Raw genomic sequence first — 12,957 nt, forward strand, 5'->3', positions numbered from 1 at the left:
AGACTACGACGTTGATAGGTTGGGTGTGTAAGCGCTGTGAGGCGTTGAGCTAACCAATACTAATTGCCCGTGAGGCTTGACCATATAACACCCAAGCAATCTGCTACGCAGATTGTGGTGGTGAAGACGAAAGACCCGAAAGTTCGCAACATCACATTGATAGGTTGGGTGTGTAAGCGCTGTGAGGCGTTGAGCTAACCAATACTAATTGCCCGTGAGGCTTGACCATATAACACCCAAGCAATCTGCTACGCAGATTGTGGTGGTGAAGACGAAAGACCCGAAAGTTCGCAACATCACAAATCACATATCCGAATTAGCCAAGAGTGTTCACAAGACATTCTGGGCAACCGAATTTCTTGACGACCATAGAGCATTGGAACCACCTGATCCCATCCCGAACTCAGTAGTGAAACGATGCATCGCCGATGGTAGTGTGGGGTTTCCCCATGTGAGAGTAGGTCATCGTCAAGATTCATTTCGCAAAACCCCTATCTGCGCATGCAGGTAGGGGTTTTGTCTTTTCAGGGTTCTATAGCGCTTCAGCCTCGAGCCAATTCGGCAAGGTGCGCTGTCACTTCCTCGCTCTTGAGCACCAGTACATCACCTTCCAGGGCGTCGAGCACCACTTCAGCGGTATTGCCGATCAAGGCCCCCGAAATGCCTGTTCGCGCCACGGTACCGATGATGGTCACCACTGCGTTGTACTTCTTCTCGGTAAAGGGAATCAGTACATCAGCCGGCCCCTCCGCTACGTGCAGACGCTCCTCGCTGATGTCAAACTCTGCCTGGAAGGCCTTGCAGGCATCGCGATAGCGCTGCTCGATGGTTTCAGTAAGCTGGTAAACCGGGTCGGACGCCGACAGCATGGGCGAGGGGTGTGCGCTGATCACATGAAGCTCGCCTTTGGCCAGGCTGGCAATGGCATAGCCATGGTCGATGATGCTCGTATGCAGCCTGCGGTGGTCTTCATCCTGGTTGCCCACATCCACCGCTGCCAGGATCACCCCGCCCGTCCAGGGTCGCTCACTCTTGACCATCAGTACCGCACAAGGGCACTGACGCAGCAGTTTCCAGTCGTTGGGCGTGAGCAGTGCCTTGCGTAGCGGGTTATCCGGCCGATGTTCCTTGATTACCAGCTCGCAACCTTCGGCTTGTTGCACACTGATGATGGATTCATGCAGGGTGTCGTGCCAGGCCTGCTCGTGGGTGACATTGTCATACCCGTCATCATGCAACTGGCTGCTGAGCAGGCTCAGTAGCGCACTGTGGTCATGCTTCTTGTCGCACATCAGCAGGTGCAGGCGAGCGCCTGTCACGCCGGCGATCAGCTTGGCCCGGGTCAGGGCGCGGCTGTGGGCGTGCTCGGGGTCGAGAACGACAAGGATGCTGCGAACGGCTTGCATGGCGTGAACTCCCTTCTGAATGGCGACCAATGCCTGACTATAGTCGGCGCACCTCCTGCCGCCGCTTGATATGCGTCAAGAATAGCCACTGGCACTCGACGCTGCCGCCGGTATAATCGCCGGTCCTGCAGATATCTTTCGTGATTGTGAGTGTTATGTCCCAGATTCCTGAAATCGAAGCCTTCCTCGGCTGCCGTACCCCAGACGCCTGGATCGAGGCGGCGCTGGCCGACCAGGAAACCCTGCTGATCGATCACAAGAACTGTGAATTCAAGGCGGCCAGCACTGCGTTGAGCCTGATCGCCAAATACAACACCCACCTCGACCTGATCAACATGATGTCGCGCCTGGCCCGTGAAGAGCTGGTGCACCACGAGCAGGTGCTACGGCTGATGAAGCGACGCGGTGTACCGTTGCGGCCGGTGTCGGCCGGGCGTTACGCCTCGGGCCTGCGTCGCCTGGTGCGTGCCCACGAGCCGGTGAAGCTGGTGGACACGCTGGTGGTAGGGGCTTTTATCGAGGCGCGCAGCTGCGAGCGTTTTGCTGCCCTCGTACCGCACCTGGACGAAGAACTTGGTACCTTCTATCACGGCCTGCTCAAGAGCGAAGCCCGGCACTATCAGGGATACCTCAAGCTGGCCCATGTATACGGCGATGAAGCCGAGATCGCCCGAGTCGTCGAACAAGTACGTGAGGCGGAAGCCGAACTGATCAGCTCGCCCGACCAGGAGATGCGCTTCCACAGCGGCATCCCCATGGCCCGCGCGGCCTGATCGGCCGCTATTGGCGGCGGCCCAGCAGCAGGCCCACCACCAACCCGAAACCTGCAGATATCGCCACCGTCTGCCACGGATGACCGCCGAGGTATTGCTCGGTGGCATCGACCACCGGTTGCGCTTTCTGGCCCAGGCGGCTGGTGGCGTCACGGGCCTGGCGCAGCTTGAGCCCCAGCTGGGCGCGCAGGCCGTCGGCGTCTTCGCCGACCAGCGAGGCGCTGTCACTGAGCAATTTCTCGGATTCCTCGATCAACGCCTGGAGTTCGCTGAACACCTGGTCCTTGATCTGTTCACCATTGTTTTGCGCGGCGGTATGCCTGGCCATGTACACGTCCTCGTGCAGAGTGGGGTTGAACAGTGGATGCCGTGGCGTCGGGAAAGTTGCAGCGGCTTACCGGCGCCCGGCCGCTACGGTGTAAGATAGCGCCCATTTTCCAGTGGCAGGTATTACCCATGAGTTTCAATCTGGCCAACATGAGCTTCGCGGAACGGGCGCAGATCGAGGCAGAGAAAGCGCGGCTGTTCCAATACTGGCAAGGCAACCTGGCCAAGGCCAAGGGTGAAGCAGGGCGTCTGATTGCAGAAAAACCGCGACGCAAGGGCAAATGGGCGGAGTGGGTGCGTGCCGAACTGGACGGCATGTCGCCGCCCGAATTCACCCAACTGGTGCGCGTCGAGGTCAACAAGCTGATGGCCGCCGCCAACGCCGGCCGCTGAGCCAGGGCACTTTCAACCGGCCCCTGCACCAGCCAGGTCGAGCCACTCCTGCCGAGTGATCTCCCACACTTCCTGTGCCAGGCAACCGCTCACGAAGTTGCCTTGGCCAGTGCGCAGCAGGCGCATGCCGCCGCGCTGGGAAACACGCCTGGACGCTTCGTTGGGCGCCGCCTTGGGCACGCGCATGACCTCGCGCTGCAAGGTGTTGAACCAGAACGCATCGACCACCGCGCAGGCCTCTGTCATATAGCCCCGGCCCTGTTGGGCAGGCGCCAGCCAGAAGCCGCGGTTGTTGTCGGGCAAGTCCATCAGGCTGATGCTGCCGATCAGCTGCTGCGGGCGTTCGAGCAGGCGGATCGACCAGTGCCACTCACGCCCCGCAGCGATCGCCGGCAGGCAGACATCGCGCAGATAGTGCAAGGCACCATCCTCCGGGTAGGGCCACGGCACCAGGGCATTCAGGTAGCGCACCACTTCCCAGTGGGGGAACAGTTGCTGGATGGCTTCGGCGTCGCTCAACTGCAAGGGGCACAGCAGCAGCCGGGCGGTTTTCAATTCAGGTGTAGAAGACATTGGTAGGTCCTTTACCAATACAACGTGTTTACCAGCCGGCCGCTGTGGCAGCAGGCAAGTCCAGTTTGCCTTTGTCGGTGAAACGCACGGTACCCAGCAAGCCGCCGGCCAGTTTGCCGCGCAGCACATAAGGCAGCCCTTGCAGCGAATCCACCCGGCTCAGGCCGTAGGCCTGGCGCAGAAAGGCGAAGGCGGTGACGCTCACCGGCACCACGATCACGGTTTCGTCGTAACGGCCGATGTGCCCACGCTGGTCACTCACGCCAGCCGCCAGGGGCTGATCGTTGACCTCGAGATTGAGCGCGATGCCATTGAAGTCGACCGGCGTTTCGTTGGGGTTCTGCACGCGGATCTTCACCGCCATGCGTATCTCCAGGTCCTGGCCGGGCAGCGGGTCTATGCCGATCACACTGATGTTCAGCGGATCGCGGTTCTGCAACAGCGCGCAGGCATTGAGGCCCAGGGCCAACAGCAGGATCAGGCAGCAGCGGACAAGCATGGCGTTCAGGGCCTCGGCTTACGGGCGAGCCTGCAGTGTGGCAAATGCACGGCGGCGTTGAAAGTACGGCGCGTTATGAAAGATACTGTTTCTCATTAACGCCCGATAATCTTTCCCGACGGCCTTTCACCTACCGATGCTGACGTCTCCCGTGTCCGGGCTGCTGGCAAGTTTCCAGGAGCATTACGACGACCTGCTGCAGTTCCTGACCCGGCGCATGCGAGACCGCCAGCGCGCCGCCGACGTGGCTCAGGAAACCTACCTGAAGCTGGTCAAGATCGACGAACAGGCCGTTCAGGTGCTGCATGCCCGCAGCTTCATCTTTCGCGTTGCCGGCAACCTGGCGATTGACGCCCAGCGGCGTGAACAGCGCCTGGCAGCCAGCCACGATGACAGTGATGGGGCAGGGGAGGTCGCATGCCCTGCGCCCGCGCCGGAAGCCGCGTTGCTCGCCCGCGAGCGCTTGCAGATTCTTGATGAAGCGTTGTTGCAACTTTCCGACAATGCGCGCCAGGCGCTGCTGCTCAATCGCATCGAGGGCCTGACCCAGGCGCAGATCGCACAACGGCTGGGCGTTTCCGAGAGCATGGTGGCAAAATACATCGGCCAGGCCCTGCGCCATTGCCGCGACTGGCTCAAGCACAACCATGAATGACACCGCCGCCATGCCTGCACCTCACCCGCTCAGCAACCTCAGCGACGATGCCCTCGACTGGCAGGTCCTGCTGCATTCGGGCACGGCCACGGCGGCCGACCGGGCGCGCTACCAGCGCTGGCGCCAGCTGAGCGCGGCCCATGCCGAGGCCGCTGGCGAAGCCGAGGCATTGTGGCAGGACCTCGGTCATACCCCCACAGCACAAGCGCTCCACCAGCCACTTGCACCGCGCAGATGGCGCAAGGTGTCCGCCATCGCCGCCTCGCTGGCGATGCTGATGGCCGGATACGGCGCCTGGCAGCAACTGCCGGTGTGGCAGGCGGACTACCACACCAGTGTTGGCCAGCGGCAGAGCCTGACCCTGGCCGATGGCTCGCGGGTCACCCTCAACAGTGGCAGTGCGGTGTCGGTGGCGTACAGTGCCGACCAGCGCAAGGTGGTGCTGCAGGCCGGTGAAGCCCTGTTCGAGACGGTCGATGATCCCCGTCCGTTCGTGGTGGAGGCCGGTGGCGAGCCGGTCAGCGGTGGTACGGCAGTGTTCAGCGTGCGCCGCCAAGCTGAGGGCAACCGCGTGGTCCTGGCCCAGGGCGAGGCCCGAGTTGGCGGCCAGGTGCTGCAACCGACACCGGATGCCGGCGCCCAGACCGCCTGGCAGCGCGGCAAGCTGATCTTCAATGGCAAACCCCTCGGCCAGGTACTGGCGGAACTTGAGCGCTACCAGCATGGGCGCATCTTCATCCCCGACCAGCAGCTTGCCGCCCTCCAGGTCAGTGGCGTGTTCGACCTCGACGACCCCCATGCGCTGTTGCGCACACTAGAGCAACGGTATGGCCTGAAGGTCACCTACCTGCCGTTCCTGGCCGTGGTCTACTGAGCCCCGGCAGCGAAACAAAAATATTTTTCATTTCGCACTGCAAGTTCATCGAAGCCAGATCGTCGTAGTGGCACTGATCAGCCAACCCTACCCAATTACGACTGTCTGGAAGCTCATTCGTGAAGGCTACGCCCACGCTCCCGTACCGTTTCAAACACGCCTTGCTGTCCTGCACCGCCCTGGCCGCACTGGCAGGGCCACTGTTGGTCGAGGCCGCCAGCGCCACCCTGGCCAGCGACGTTCAGGCCCGCCAGGTACAGCTCGACCTGCCCGCCCAGCCATTGGATCAGGCGCTGACCGCATTTGCCGACCAGGCCGGCCTGCACCTGCTGTACACCACCGACGATGTGGCCGGCCTGCAGAGCCCGGCGCTGCAAGGTACCTTTGGCATCGAGCAGGCCCTGCAGCAACTGCTCGCCGGCAGCGGCGTCAGTTATCGGTTCAACGACGCGCGCACCATCACCCTGCGCAAGGCCGCGCCGCAGAGCGTCAGCCTCAAACCCATCGAAGTCAGCGTGGCCTCGCGCACCAGCACCGCCATCAGCGAGATTCCCGGCACCGTCTGGGTCGTCGACCAGCAGCAGCTGCGCGAGCAGATCGACAGCGGCGTCAGCCTCAAGGAAGCGATCGGCAAGCTGGTTCCAGGCCTCGACCTGGCGCCGGAAGGCCGCACCAACTACGGCCAGAACATGCGTGGCCGCGATGTGCTGGTGATGATCGACGGCGTCAGCCAGAACAGCTCCCGGGGGCTGTCGCGCCAGTTCGACAGCATCTCGCCGTTCAACGTCGAGCGCGTCGAAGTGTTGTCCGGTGCCAGTGCCATTTACGGTGGCGGTGCCACCGGCGGCATCATCAATATCGTCACCAAGAAGGGCGAGCCGGGGCCGCTGCGCTTCGAAACGCAGTTGGGGGCCAGCAGCGGTTTCAATAACAGCGACGACCTGTCCACCCGCATCGCCCAGTCGATCAGCGGTGGCAACGAGCGGATCAATGCCCGGCTGGGTGTCTCGGGCGAGCAGAACGAAGCCTTCTATGACGGCGCCGGTGAGCAGATCTTCATCGACAACACCCAGACCGACCTGCAGTACAACCGCAGCCTGGACATCCTCGGCACCCTCGGCCTGGCCCTCAGCGATGAGCAGAGCCTGGACCTGCTGGCCCAGTACTACGATTCCGGCAATCACGGCAGCACCGGCATCTACTTCCCCAACTTGAACTACAACGCGCCCTCCGATCTGGAAGATGCCGAGCTGCGCGGCGGCTATTCCTCGGACCTTGCGCCGCGCACCCGGCGCCTGCTGCTCAACGCCAACTACCACCACAGCGACGTGCTGGGCCAGGACTTCTACCTGCAGGCCTCGTACCGCAAGGAAGACGACAACTTCTACCCTTTCCCCTACTACAACACCGGCAAGCCCACCGGCTCGCGGGGTGTGTACTTTGCCGGCTCGCAGCAGAACTTCGAAGTCACCAGCCTCAAGGCGCTGTTCGCCAAGCAGTGGGACACCCTCAAGCTAACCTATGGTGTCGACCTCGACCGCGAGCGCTTCAACGCCGAACAGACCACCTTCGATGCTCGCGCCTCATCCGCCAGCGGCGGCCTGGAGCTGGACGAGGCGAGCAAAGCGGCGCGCTACCCCAGCTATCGGGTCGATGGGGTGTCGTTGTTCACCCAGCTGGACTGGCACCTCACTGATAACCTGACCCTTTCCGGTGGTGCCCGGCGCCAGCAGATGGACGTGGATGTCAGCGACTTCAAGAACGTGCCCGGTGGCAGCAACGACTATCAGGTCAGCCTGTACAACCTCGGCGCCATCTACGACTTCAAGAACGGCCACCAGTTGTGGACCAACTACGGCGAAGGCTTCGAGCTGCCCGACCCGGCCAAGTACTACGGCAAGCCGGGCCTGTCGGTGGCCGACAACCCGCTGGCCGGGATCAAGAGCCGCCAGGTGGAGATGGGCTGGCGCTATGCCGACCTCGACTGGAATGCCCAGGCGGCGCTGTATTACACCTGGTCGGACAAGATCATCAATGTCGACAGCAAGACCCTCACCATCAATGTCGATGACCAGAAACGCCGTGATTATGGCTTTGAAAGCGCCCTGACCCGTTACTTCCAGAACGGTTGGGAAACCGGCGGCACCTTGCACCTGGTGCGTTCGGAGGAGGAGAGCGCCGACGGCGACTGGATCAAGCGCGATGCCCGCTATGCCTCGCTGTCCAAAGCCACCGCGTTCGTCGGCTGGAAGGGGGACGGGCGCAGTGCCCGGTTGCAGGCCAACCATGCCATCACCCTCAAGGATGATGCCCACCACCAGATCGACGGCTACACCACCTTCGACCTGCTGGGCAGCCAGGCCACCGGGTTCGGCACGTTCAGCGCCGGCATCCAGAACCTGTTCGACAAGCAGTACAGCACGGTGTGGGGCCAGCGAGCGACGCTGTTCTACTCGCCGACTTACGGGCCGGCGTACCTGTATGACTACCAAGGGCGAGGGCGGACCTACACCCTGACCTGGAACCTGGCCTACTGATTACCCCTTAGCCGAACTCCGCGAGCAGGTCCTCGACAAAAGCCCGTTGCGCTTCCCCCGGCACCTGCCCGCGATGTCGCGCCAAGGTAAACGGCACGATGAAATCCAGCCCGGTATCCAGTGCCCGCAACAGCCCTTGCGCCTCCCACGGCGCGGCGCAATGGCAGGGCAGGTAACCGATATGCCGTCCCGACAGCACCAGCGTCAGCGCGCTGTCGATCTGCTCCGCCACCGCCATGCTTTGGCGGCTCTGGAACGGCTCACCCTGCTTGAGAAAGCGATAGGGGTGGCGCACCTGGTCAACCTCCAGCAGTTGCTCCCGGCTGATATCGGCCGCTTCGAACAGCACGTGTCCCGCGCCACAGTACAAACGCTGGCGTTCCTCGAACAGCGGTTGATAGTCGAACGCCGCCTGGTTGCCCGAAAAATAGCTGATCGCACAATCCAGCCGCTGCTCCAGCAACAGCCGTTCGAGCTCTGCCGGCGGGGCGCTGATCAGTTCCAGCTGCACGGCCTCGTCACGCTGGCGAAAACGCGCGATGGCCTGGGCGATGCGCAGGGTGACGCTGCTGTCCTGGTTCTCGGCAAGGCCCACGCGCACACGGCCCAGCAGGCGTCCAGCCACACCGTTGGCCTGTTGGCGAAACTCCTCGATCTGCAGCAGCAGGCCACGGCTCGCCTGCAACAGCAGTTCGCCTTTCTCGGTCAGGCGAAACCCGCCTTTGCCGCGGCTGCACAGGCGATAGCCCAGGCGCGTCTCCAGCTTGGCCATCTGCTGGCTGATGCTCGGCTGGCTGAGCCCGAGCACCCCCTGTGCGGCACTGAAGCCGCCAGCCTCGGCTACAGTCACGAACAGCCGCAGCAGGTGCAGGTCCAGGTCATGGAGTTGTCCAAGCATTACATTGCTCCAGGTGAATGTCAGCTTTACACAGTTGCCATTTTTGCAATGTAACCCGGCAGGCATGCTGGCGGCATCCACCCATTTGCCGAGGTGTCCGCCATGCATCGAACGCTGTGCTTGCTGTCCCTGCTGATCGCCCTGCCACTGCAGGCCGAAGAGAAGGTCGTCAACCTCTACAGCTGGGCCGACTACGTCGCCCCGCAAACCCTGCAACGCTTCGAGCAGGAGACCGGTTACAAAGTCCGCTACGACACCTTCGACACCACCGAAGTGCTGGAAACCAAGCTGCTCACCGGCCGCAGCGGTTACGATGTGGTGGTGCCGTCGGCCACCGTGCTGGCCCGGGCGCTCAAGGCCGGCGCACTGCAACCGCTGGATGCGCAGTCGATGCCAGGCTACGCCAATCTCGACAAGGACCTGCTGGCCAAGCTGGCCGAAGCCGACCCGGGCAACCGCCATGCCGTGCCCTACACCTGGGGCACCTTGGGCTTGGGCATCAACGTCGAAGCCGTGCGCCAGCGCCTGGGCGATGTGCCGCTGGACAGCCTCGACCTGCTGTTCAAGCCCGAGTACGCCAGCCGCTTGAAAGACTGCGGCATCGCCATGCCCGACTCGCCGCAAGAGGTGATTGGCCTCACCCTCAACTACCTGGGCAAAGACCCTTACAGCCAGGACAAGGCCGACCTGGATGCCGCCCAGGCCCTGTTGAAGCAACTGCAGCCCTCGGTCAGCTACGTGGCCAACGGCCGTCAGATCAACGACCTGGCCAACGGCAGCGTGTGCCTGGCACTGACCTACAACGGCGACGCCGCCATGGCCGCCGACCAGGCCCGCCGTGCCGGCAAACCGTTCGAGTTGATCTACCGCATCCCCCGCGAGGGCACCCTGGTGTGGCAGGACAACCTGGTGATCCCCAAGGATGCCCCACACCCCGAAGCCGCCAGGGCGTTCATCGCCTTCATGCTGCGCCCCGACTCAGTCGCCGCCCTGACCAACACGCTGTTCTTCGCCAACGCCAACCAGGCCGCCACGCCGCTGGTGGACGAAGCGATCCGCACCGACCCGGACATCTACCCCCCGGCCGACGTGCGCCAGCGCCTGTTCGCCGACCGCAGCATGGCGCTGTCCGACCTGCGCCAGCGCAATCGCCTGTGGACCGCTTTCCGCAGCCGCCAATAACAACGACAACACCAGGAGACAGACCGTGGATCTCGCCCAGGACAACGACCAGGCCATCACCCGTGACAGCCTCTACGGCACCGCCGCCGAGAGCACCTACGCCGGCATCACCAGTTTTTCCCGGCGCCGCTACAGCCGCGATCTGCGCGGGGTCGACGTGGTGGTCAGCGGCGTGCCGTTCGACACCGCCACCAGCAACCGCCCGGGGGCGCGCTTCGGCCCACGGGCGATCCGCGCCGCCTCGGTGCAGCAGGCCTGGGCCCGGCACTGGCCGTGGACGTTCGACCCGTTCGACCACCTGGCCGTGATCGATTACGGCGACTGTGCGTTCGACAGCGGCACGCCGGCGTCGGTCCCCGACAGCATCGAGGCCCATGCCGAACGCATCCTCGAAGCCGGCTGCGCCATGCTCACCCTGGGCGGCGACCACTTCATCAGCTACCCGCTGCTCAAGGCCCACGCCCGCCGCCATGGCCCGCTGGCGCTGATCCACTTCGATGCCCACAGCGACACCTGGCCCGACGAGGAAGGCAAGCGCATCGACCACGGCACCATGTTCTGGCACGCCGCCCGCGAAGGGTTGGTAGACCCGGCGCGCTCGGTGCAGATCGGCCTGCGTACCACCAACGACGACAGCCAGGGCTTCGCTATCCTCGATGCCCGCCAGGTGCATCGCCAGGGCACCGAGGCGATCATCGCGGCGATTCGTCAGCGGGTGGGGGACATGCCTGTGTACCTGACCTTCGACATCGACTGCCTCGACCCGGCCTATGCGCCCGGTACCGGTACCCCGGTGTGCGGTGGCCTGACCACGGTGCAGGCGCTGGAGATCCTCGGCGGCCTGCGCGGCATCAACCTGGTGGGGATGGACCTGGTGGAAGTGGCGCCCGCCTATGACCATGCCGACATCACCGCCCTGGCCGGGGCGACGCTGGCAATGGAGATGCTGTGCTTGTATGCGGCGCGGCACAAAGTGGGCTGAACCAATTACAGCTGATCGCGGGGCAAGCCCGCTCCCACGTTATGGACTGGAAGATCCATACCGTGGGAGCGGCGGTGCGCCGCTGCGACTTGCCCCGCGATGCACTTGAAGATCCATACTGAAACATCACGAATCATCTCAATCCGCATTCTCGCTTTTGTGTCGAACCCTGCGCGTCTTAGGCTATCCAACCCTGGAGCGCGCCTTTTCGTACGGAGGTGAAGCATGAATCCCACACTGCCAGCCCTGGCCATCGGCCTGTTGCTGAGCCTGCCGCTGCAGGCCGCTCCCGTTGCGCCCGTGCAATTGGCCGCCAGCGACAGCAACAACCCCTACAACAGCCCGATCCAGCGCGCCAACCCCAACAGCCGCCAGGGCAGCGTGCCTGCCACTCCCCCGGTGCGCGGCCCGTCCACCCAGCCCAACCCGCGCCCGCCGACCCTCGACAACCGGGGTATCGGTAACGGCGACAACCTGCGCCGCGAGCAGCGGGCGCCCAACCTGGAACCCACCCGGCCAGCGCGCGATTCGCTACGCGTGCCCTGAGCCCCCTCGAAGGATACGAGCATGACGCCACGCACCTGGTTGACCACCCTGGCCGCCGCCAGCCTGTTTCCCCTGCTGGCGCACGCCGCCTCGGAGCAACAGTTTTCCAGTGAACAGGGCCAGCTGACCGTCAGCACCGTCGCCGACGGCCTGCGCAACCCCTGGGCCCTGGCTTTTCTGCCGGGTGGCACGGACATGCTGGTGACCGAGCGCCCCGGCAACCTGCGTATCGTCAACGCCGAAGGCAAGGTCGGCCCGCCGCTGGCCGGAGTGCCCAAGGTCTGGGCCGAAGGGCAGGGCGGGCTGCTCGATGTGGTGCTGTCGCCTGACTTCGCCAAGGACCATACGGTTTACCTGTCGTTCGCCGAGGAGGGCGCCGACGGCAAGGCCGGCACGGCGGTGGGTCGTGGCCAGCTGTCGCCGGACCGGGCACGGCTGGAGAACTTCACGGTGATCTTCCGTCAGCAGCCCAAGCTGTCCGTGGGCAACCACTTTGGCTCGCGCCTGGTGTTCGACCACGACGGCTATCTGTTCATTGCCCTGGGCGAGAACAACCAGCGCCCCACCGCGCAGGACCTGGACAAGCTGCAAGGCAAGATCGTGCGCATCCTTCCCGACGGCAAAGTGCCCAAGGACAACCCCTTCGTCGGCCGCGACAAAGTGCGCCCGGAAATCTGGTCGTTGGGCCACCGCAACCAGCAAGGCGCCGCGCTCAACCCCTGGACCGGCAAGCTGTGGACCCATGAGCATGGCCCGCGCGGCGGCGACGAGATCAACATCCCCGAGCCCGGCAAGAACTACGGCTGGCCGCTCGCCACCCACGGCATCAACTACTCGTTGTTGCCGATCCCCGAGGCCAAGGGCAAGCATGTCGATGGCATGGTCGACCCGCACCATGTGTGGGAGAAATCGCCCGGCATCAGCGGCATGGCCTTCTACGACAGCCCGAGGTTCAAGGCCTGGGACCACAACCTGTTCATCGGCGCGTTGGCCACCCAGGAGCTGATCCGCTTGCAGCTCAAGGGTGACCAGGTGGTGCATGAAGAGCGCTTGCTGGGTGAACTGAAGGCGCGCATCCGCGATGTGCGGGTGGGGCCGGATGGTTACCTGTATGTGCTGACCGATGACAAGGATGGCGCCTTGTTGAAGGTGGGCTTGAAGCAAGGCTGATCCAACCCATCGCGGGGCAAGCCCGCTCCCACGTCTGAAAGCGATACTGGACTGCCCTCAGGAAGTTGGACATCAATCCTTGGGGGCAGTCCATACCGTGGGAGCGGGCTTGCCCCGCGATAGGGCCGAAACTGTCGTAACA

The 12,957-nt window shown here is 63.7% G+C and carries 13 protein-coding genes, 2 rRNA genes and 1 pseudogene; 11 read left to right on the plus strand and 5 right to left on the minus strand.

The window, feature by feature from the left end; all coding sequences use genetic code 11:
• Positions 1 to 84, plus strand: a 23S ribosomal RNA gene (locus RTH46_RS05455); the annotation flags it as partial.
• Positions 85 to 358: 274 nt separating this feature from the next.
• Positions 359 to 474 (plus strand): 5S ribosomal RNA (gene rrf / locus RTH46_RS05460).
• A 68-nt stretch (positions 475 to 542) separates the two neighbouring features.
• Here the strand turns inward: rrf and RTH46_RS05465 are convergent.
• Positions 543 to 1,406, minus strand: coding sequence for a universal stress protein (locus RTH46_RS05465; RefSeq protein ID WP_316905179.1), 864 nt, complete (start codon positions 1,404 to 1,406; stop codon positions 543 to 545).
• Positions 1,407 to 1,561: 155 nt separating this feature from the next.
• On the opposite strand from RTH46_RS05465, the gene RTH46_RS05470 reads away from it, so the two are divergent.
• Positions 1,562 to 2,179, plus strand: a complete 618-nt coding sequence (locus RTH46_RS05470) for a tRNA-(ms[2]io[6]A)-hydroxylase (protein WP_316905180.1) — start codon at positions 1,562 to 1,564, stop codon at positions 2,177 to 2,179.
• 7 nt (positions 2,180 to 2,186) lie between these two features.
• On the opposite strand, the gene RTH46_RS05475 is transcribed toward RTH46_RS05470, so the two are convergent.
• On the minus strand, positions 2,187 to 2,507 hold the full coding sequence (locus RTH46_RS05475; RefSeq protein ID WP_153786868.1) for a YqjD family protein: 321 nt from the start codon (positions 2,505 to 2,507) through the stop codon (positions 2,187 to 2,189).
• 128 nt (positions 2,508 to 2,635) lie between these two features.
• On the opposite strand from RTH46_RS05475, the gene RTH46_RS05480 reads away from it, so the two are divergent.
• On the plus strand, positions 2,636 to 2,899 hold the full coding sequence (locus RTH46_RS05480; protein ID WP_153786867.1) for a hypothetical protein: 264 nt from the start codon (positions 2,636 to 2,638) through the stop codon (positions 2,897 to 2,899).
• Positions 2,900 to 2,911: 12 nt separating this feature from the next.
• Here the strand turns inward: RTH46_RS05480 and RTH46_RS05485 are convergent, their stop codons facing one another.
• Entirely contained in the window at positions 2,912 to 3,472 is a 561-nt protein-coding gene (locus RTH46_RS05485) for a GNAT family N-acetyltransferase (RefSeq protein WP_153786866.1), read from the minus strand.
• Between the two features lie 28 nt (positions 3,473 to 3,500).
• Entirely contained in the window at positions 3,501 to 3,971 is a 471-nt protein-coding gene (locus RTH46_RS05490; protein ID WP_153786865.1) for an LEA type 2 family protein, read from the minus strand.
• Between the two features lie 136 nt (positions 3,972 to 4,107).
• On the opposite strand from RTH46_RS05490, the pseudogene RTH46_RS05495 reads away from it, so the two are divergent.
• From RTH46_RS05495 to RTH46_RS05505, 3 genes and pseudogenes are all read left to right on the plus strand, one after another.
• Positions 4,108 to 4,614: pseudogene (locus RTH46_RS05495) on the plus strand (RNA polymerase sigma factor); the annotation flags it as partial.
• A gap of 4 nt (positions 4,615 to 4,618) precedes the next feature.
• The gene (locus tag RTH46_RS05500) at positions 4,619 to 5,500 is read left to right on the plus strand and encodes a FecR family protein (RefSeq protein ID WP_153786864.1); all 882 of its coding nucleotides are present in this window, start codon (positions 4,619 to 4,621) and stop codon (positions 5,498 to 5,500) included.
• A gap of 119 nt (positions 5,501 to 5,619) precedes the next feature.
• Complete coding sequence (locus tag RTH46_RS05505; protein WP_316905181.1) at positions 5,620 to 8,037, plus strand: TonB-dependent receptor; 2,418 nt, start codon at positions 5,620 to 5,622, stop codon at positions 8,035 to 8,037.
• 7 nt (positions 8,038 to 8,044) lie between these two features.
• Here the strand turns inward: RTH46_RS05505 and RTH46_RS05510 are convergent, their stop codons facing one another.
• Positions 8,045 to 8,935 (minus strand): LysR family transcriptional regulator, encoded by an 891-nt coding sequence (locus RTH46_RS05510; RefSeq protein WP_316905182.1) that lies wholly within the window; start codon positions 8,933 to 8,935, stop codon positions 8,045 to 8,047.
• A gap of 102 nt (positions 8,936 to 9,037) precedes the next feature.
• On the opposite strand from RTH46_RS05510, the gene RTH46_RS05515 reads away from it, so the two are divergent.
• The 4 genes from RTH46_RS05515 (at position 9,038) to RTH46_RS05530 (ending at position 12,815) form a co-directional block, all read left to right on the plus strand.
• On the plus strand, positions 9,038 to 10,117 hold the full coding sequence (locus RTH46_RS05515) for a polyamine ABC transporter substrate-binding protein (RefSeq protein WP_316905183.1): 1,080 nt from the start codon (positions 9,038 to 9,040) through the stop codon (positions 10,115 to 10,117).
• A gap of 25 nt (positions 10,118 to 10,142) precedes the next feature.
• Complete coding sequence (gene speB / locus RTH46_RS05520) at positions 10,143 to 11,099, plus strand: agmatinase (protein ID WP_316905184.1); 957 nt, start codon at positions 10,143 to 10,145, stop codon at positions 11,097 to 11,099.
• Between the two features lie 225 nt (positions 11,100 to 11,324).
• Entirely contained in the window at positions 11,325 to 11,645 is a 321-nt protein-coding gene (locus tag RTH46_RS05525; protein ID WP_110993953.1) for a hypothetical protein, read from the plus strand.
• Positions 11,646 to 11,666: 21 nt separating this feature from the next.
• Positions 11,667 to 12,815, plus strand: coding sequence for a PQQ-dependent sugar dehydrogenase (locus RTH46_RS05530; RefSeq protein WP_316905185.1), 1,149 nt, complete (start codon positions 11,667 to 11,669; stop codon positions 12,813 to 12,815).
• The last annotated feature ends 142 nt before the right edge of the window (positions 12,816 to 12,957 follow it).

This window comes from Pseudomonas sp. zfem004 (assembly GCF_032621715.1).
Classification (GTDB): Bacteria; Pseudomonadota; Gammaproteobacteria; order Pseudomonadales; family Pseudomonadaceae; genus Aquipseudomonas; species Aquipseudomonas sichuanensis.

Coding starts and splice junctions, on each gene's coding strand:
- RTH46_RS05465 (WP_316905179.1), bottom strand. CDS start 1,406: ATGCAAGCCGTTCGCAGCATCCTTGTCGTTCTCGACCCCGAGCACGCC.
- RTH46_RS05470 (WP_316905180.1), top strand. CDS start 1,562: ATGTCCCAGATTCCTGAAATCGAAGCCTTCCTCGGCTGCCGTACCCCA.
- RTH46_RS05475 (WP_153786868.1), bottom strand. CDS start 2,507: ATGGCCAGGCATACCGCCGCGCAAAACAATGGTGAACAGATCAAGGAC.
- RTH46_RS05480 (WP_153786867.1), top strand. CDS start 2,636: ATGAGTTTCAATCTGGCCAACATGAGCTTCGCGGAACGGGCGCAGATC.
- RTH46_RS05485 (WP_153786866.1), bottom strand. CDS start 3,472: ATGTCTTCTACACCTGAATTGAAAACCGCCCGGCTGCTGCTGTGCCCC.
- RTH46_RS05490 (WP_153786865.1), bottom strand. CDS start 3,971: ATGCTTGTCCGCTGCTGCCTGATCCTGCTGTTGGCCCTGGGCCTCAAT.
- RTH46_RS05500 (WP_153786864.1), top strand. CDS start 4,619: ATGAATGACACCGCCGCCATGCCTGCACCTCACCCGCTCAGCAACCTC.
- RTH46_RS05510 (WP_316905182.1), bottom strand. CDS start 8,935: ATGCTTGGACAACTCCATGACCTGGACCTGCACCTGCTGCGGCTGTTC.
- RTH46_RS05515 (WP_316905183.1), top strand. CDS start 9,038: ATGCATCGAACGCTGTGCTTGCTGTCCCTGCTGATCGCCCTGCCACTG.
- RTH46_RS05525 (WP_110993953.1), top strand. CDS start 11,325: ATGAATCCCACACTGCCAGCCCTGGCCATCGGCCTGTTGCTGAGCCTG.
- RTH46_RS05530 (WP_316905185.1), top strand. CDS start 11,667: ATGACGCCACGCACCTGGTTGACCACCCTGGCCGCCGCCAGCCTGTTT.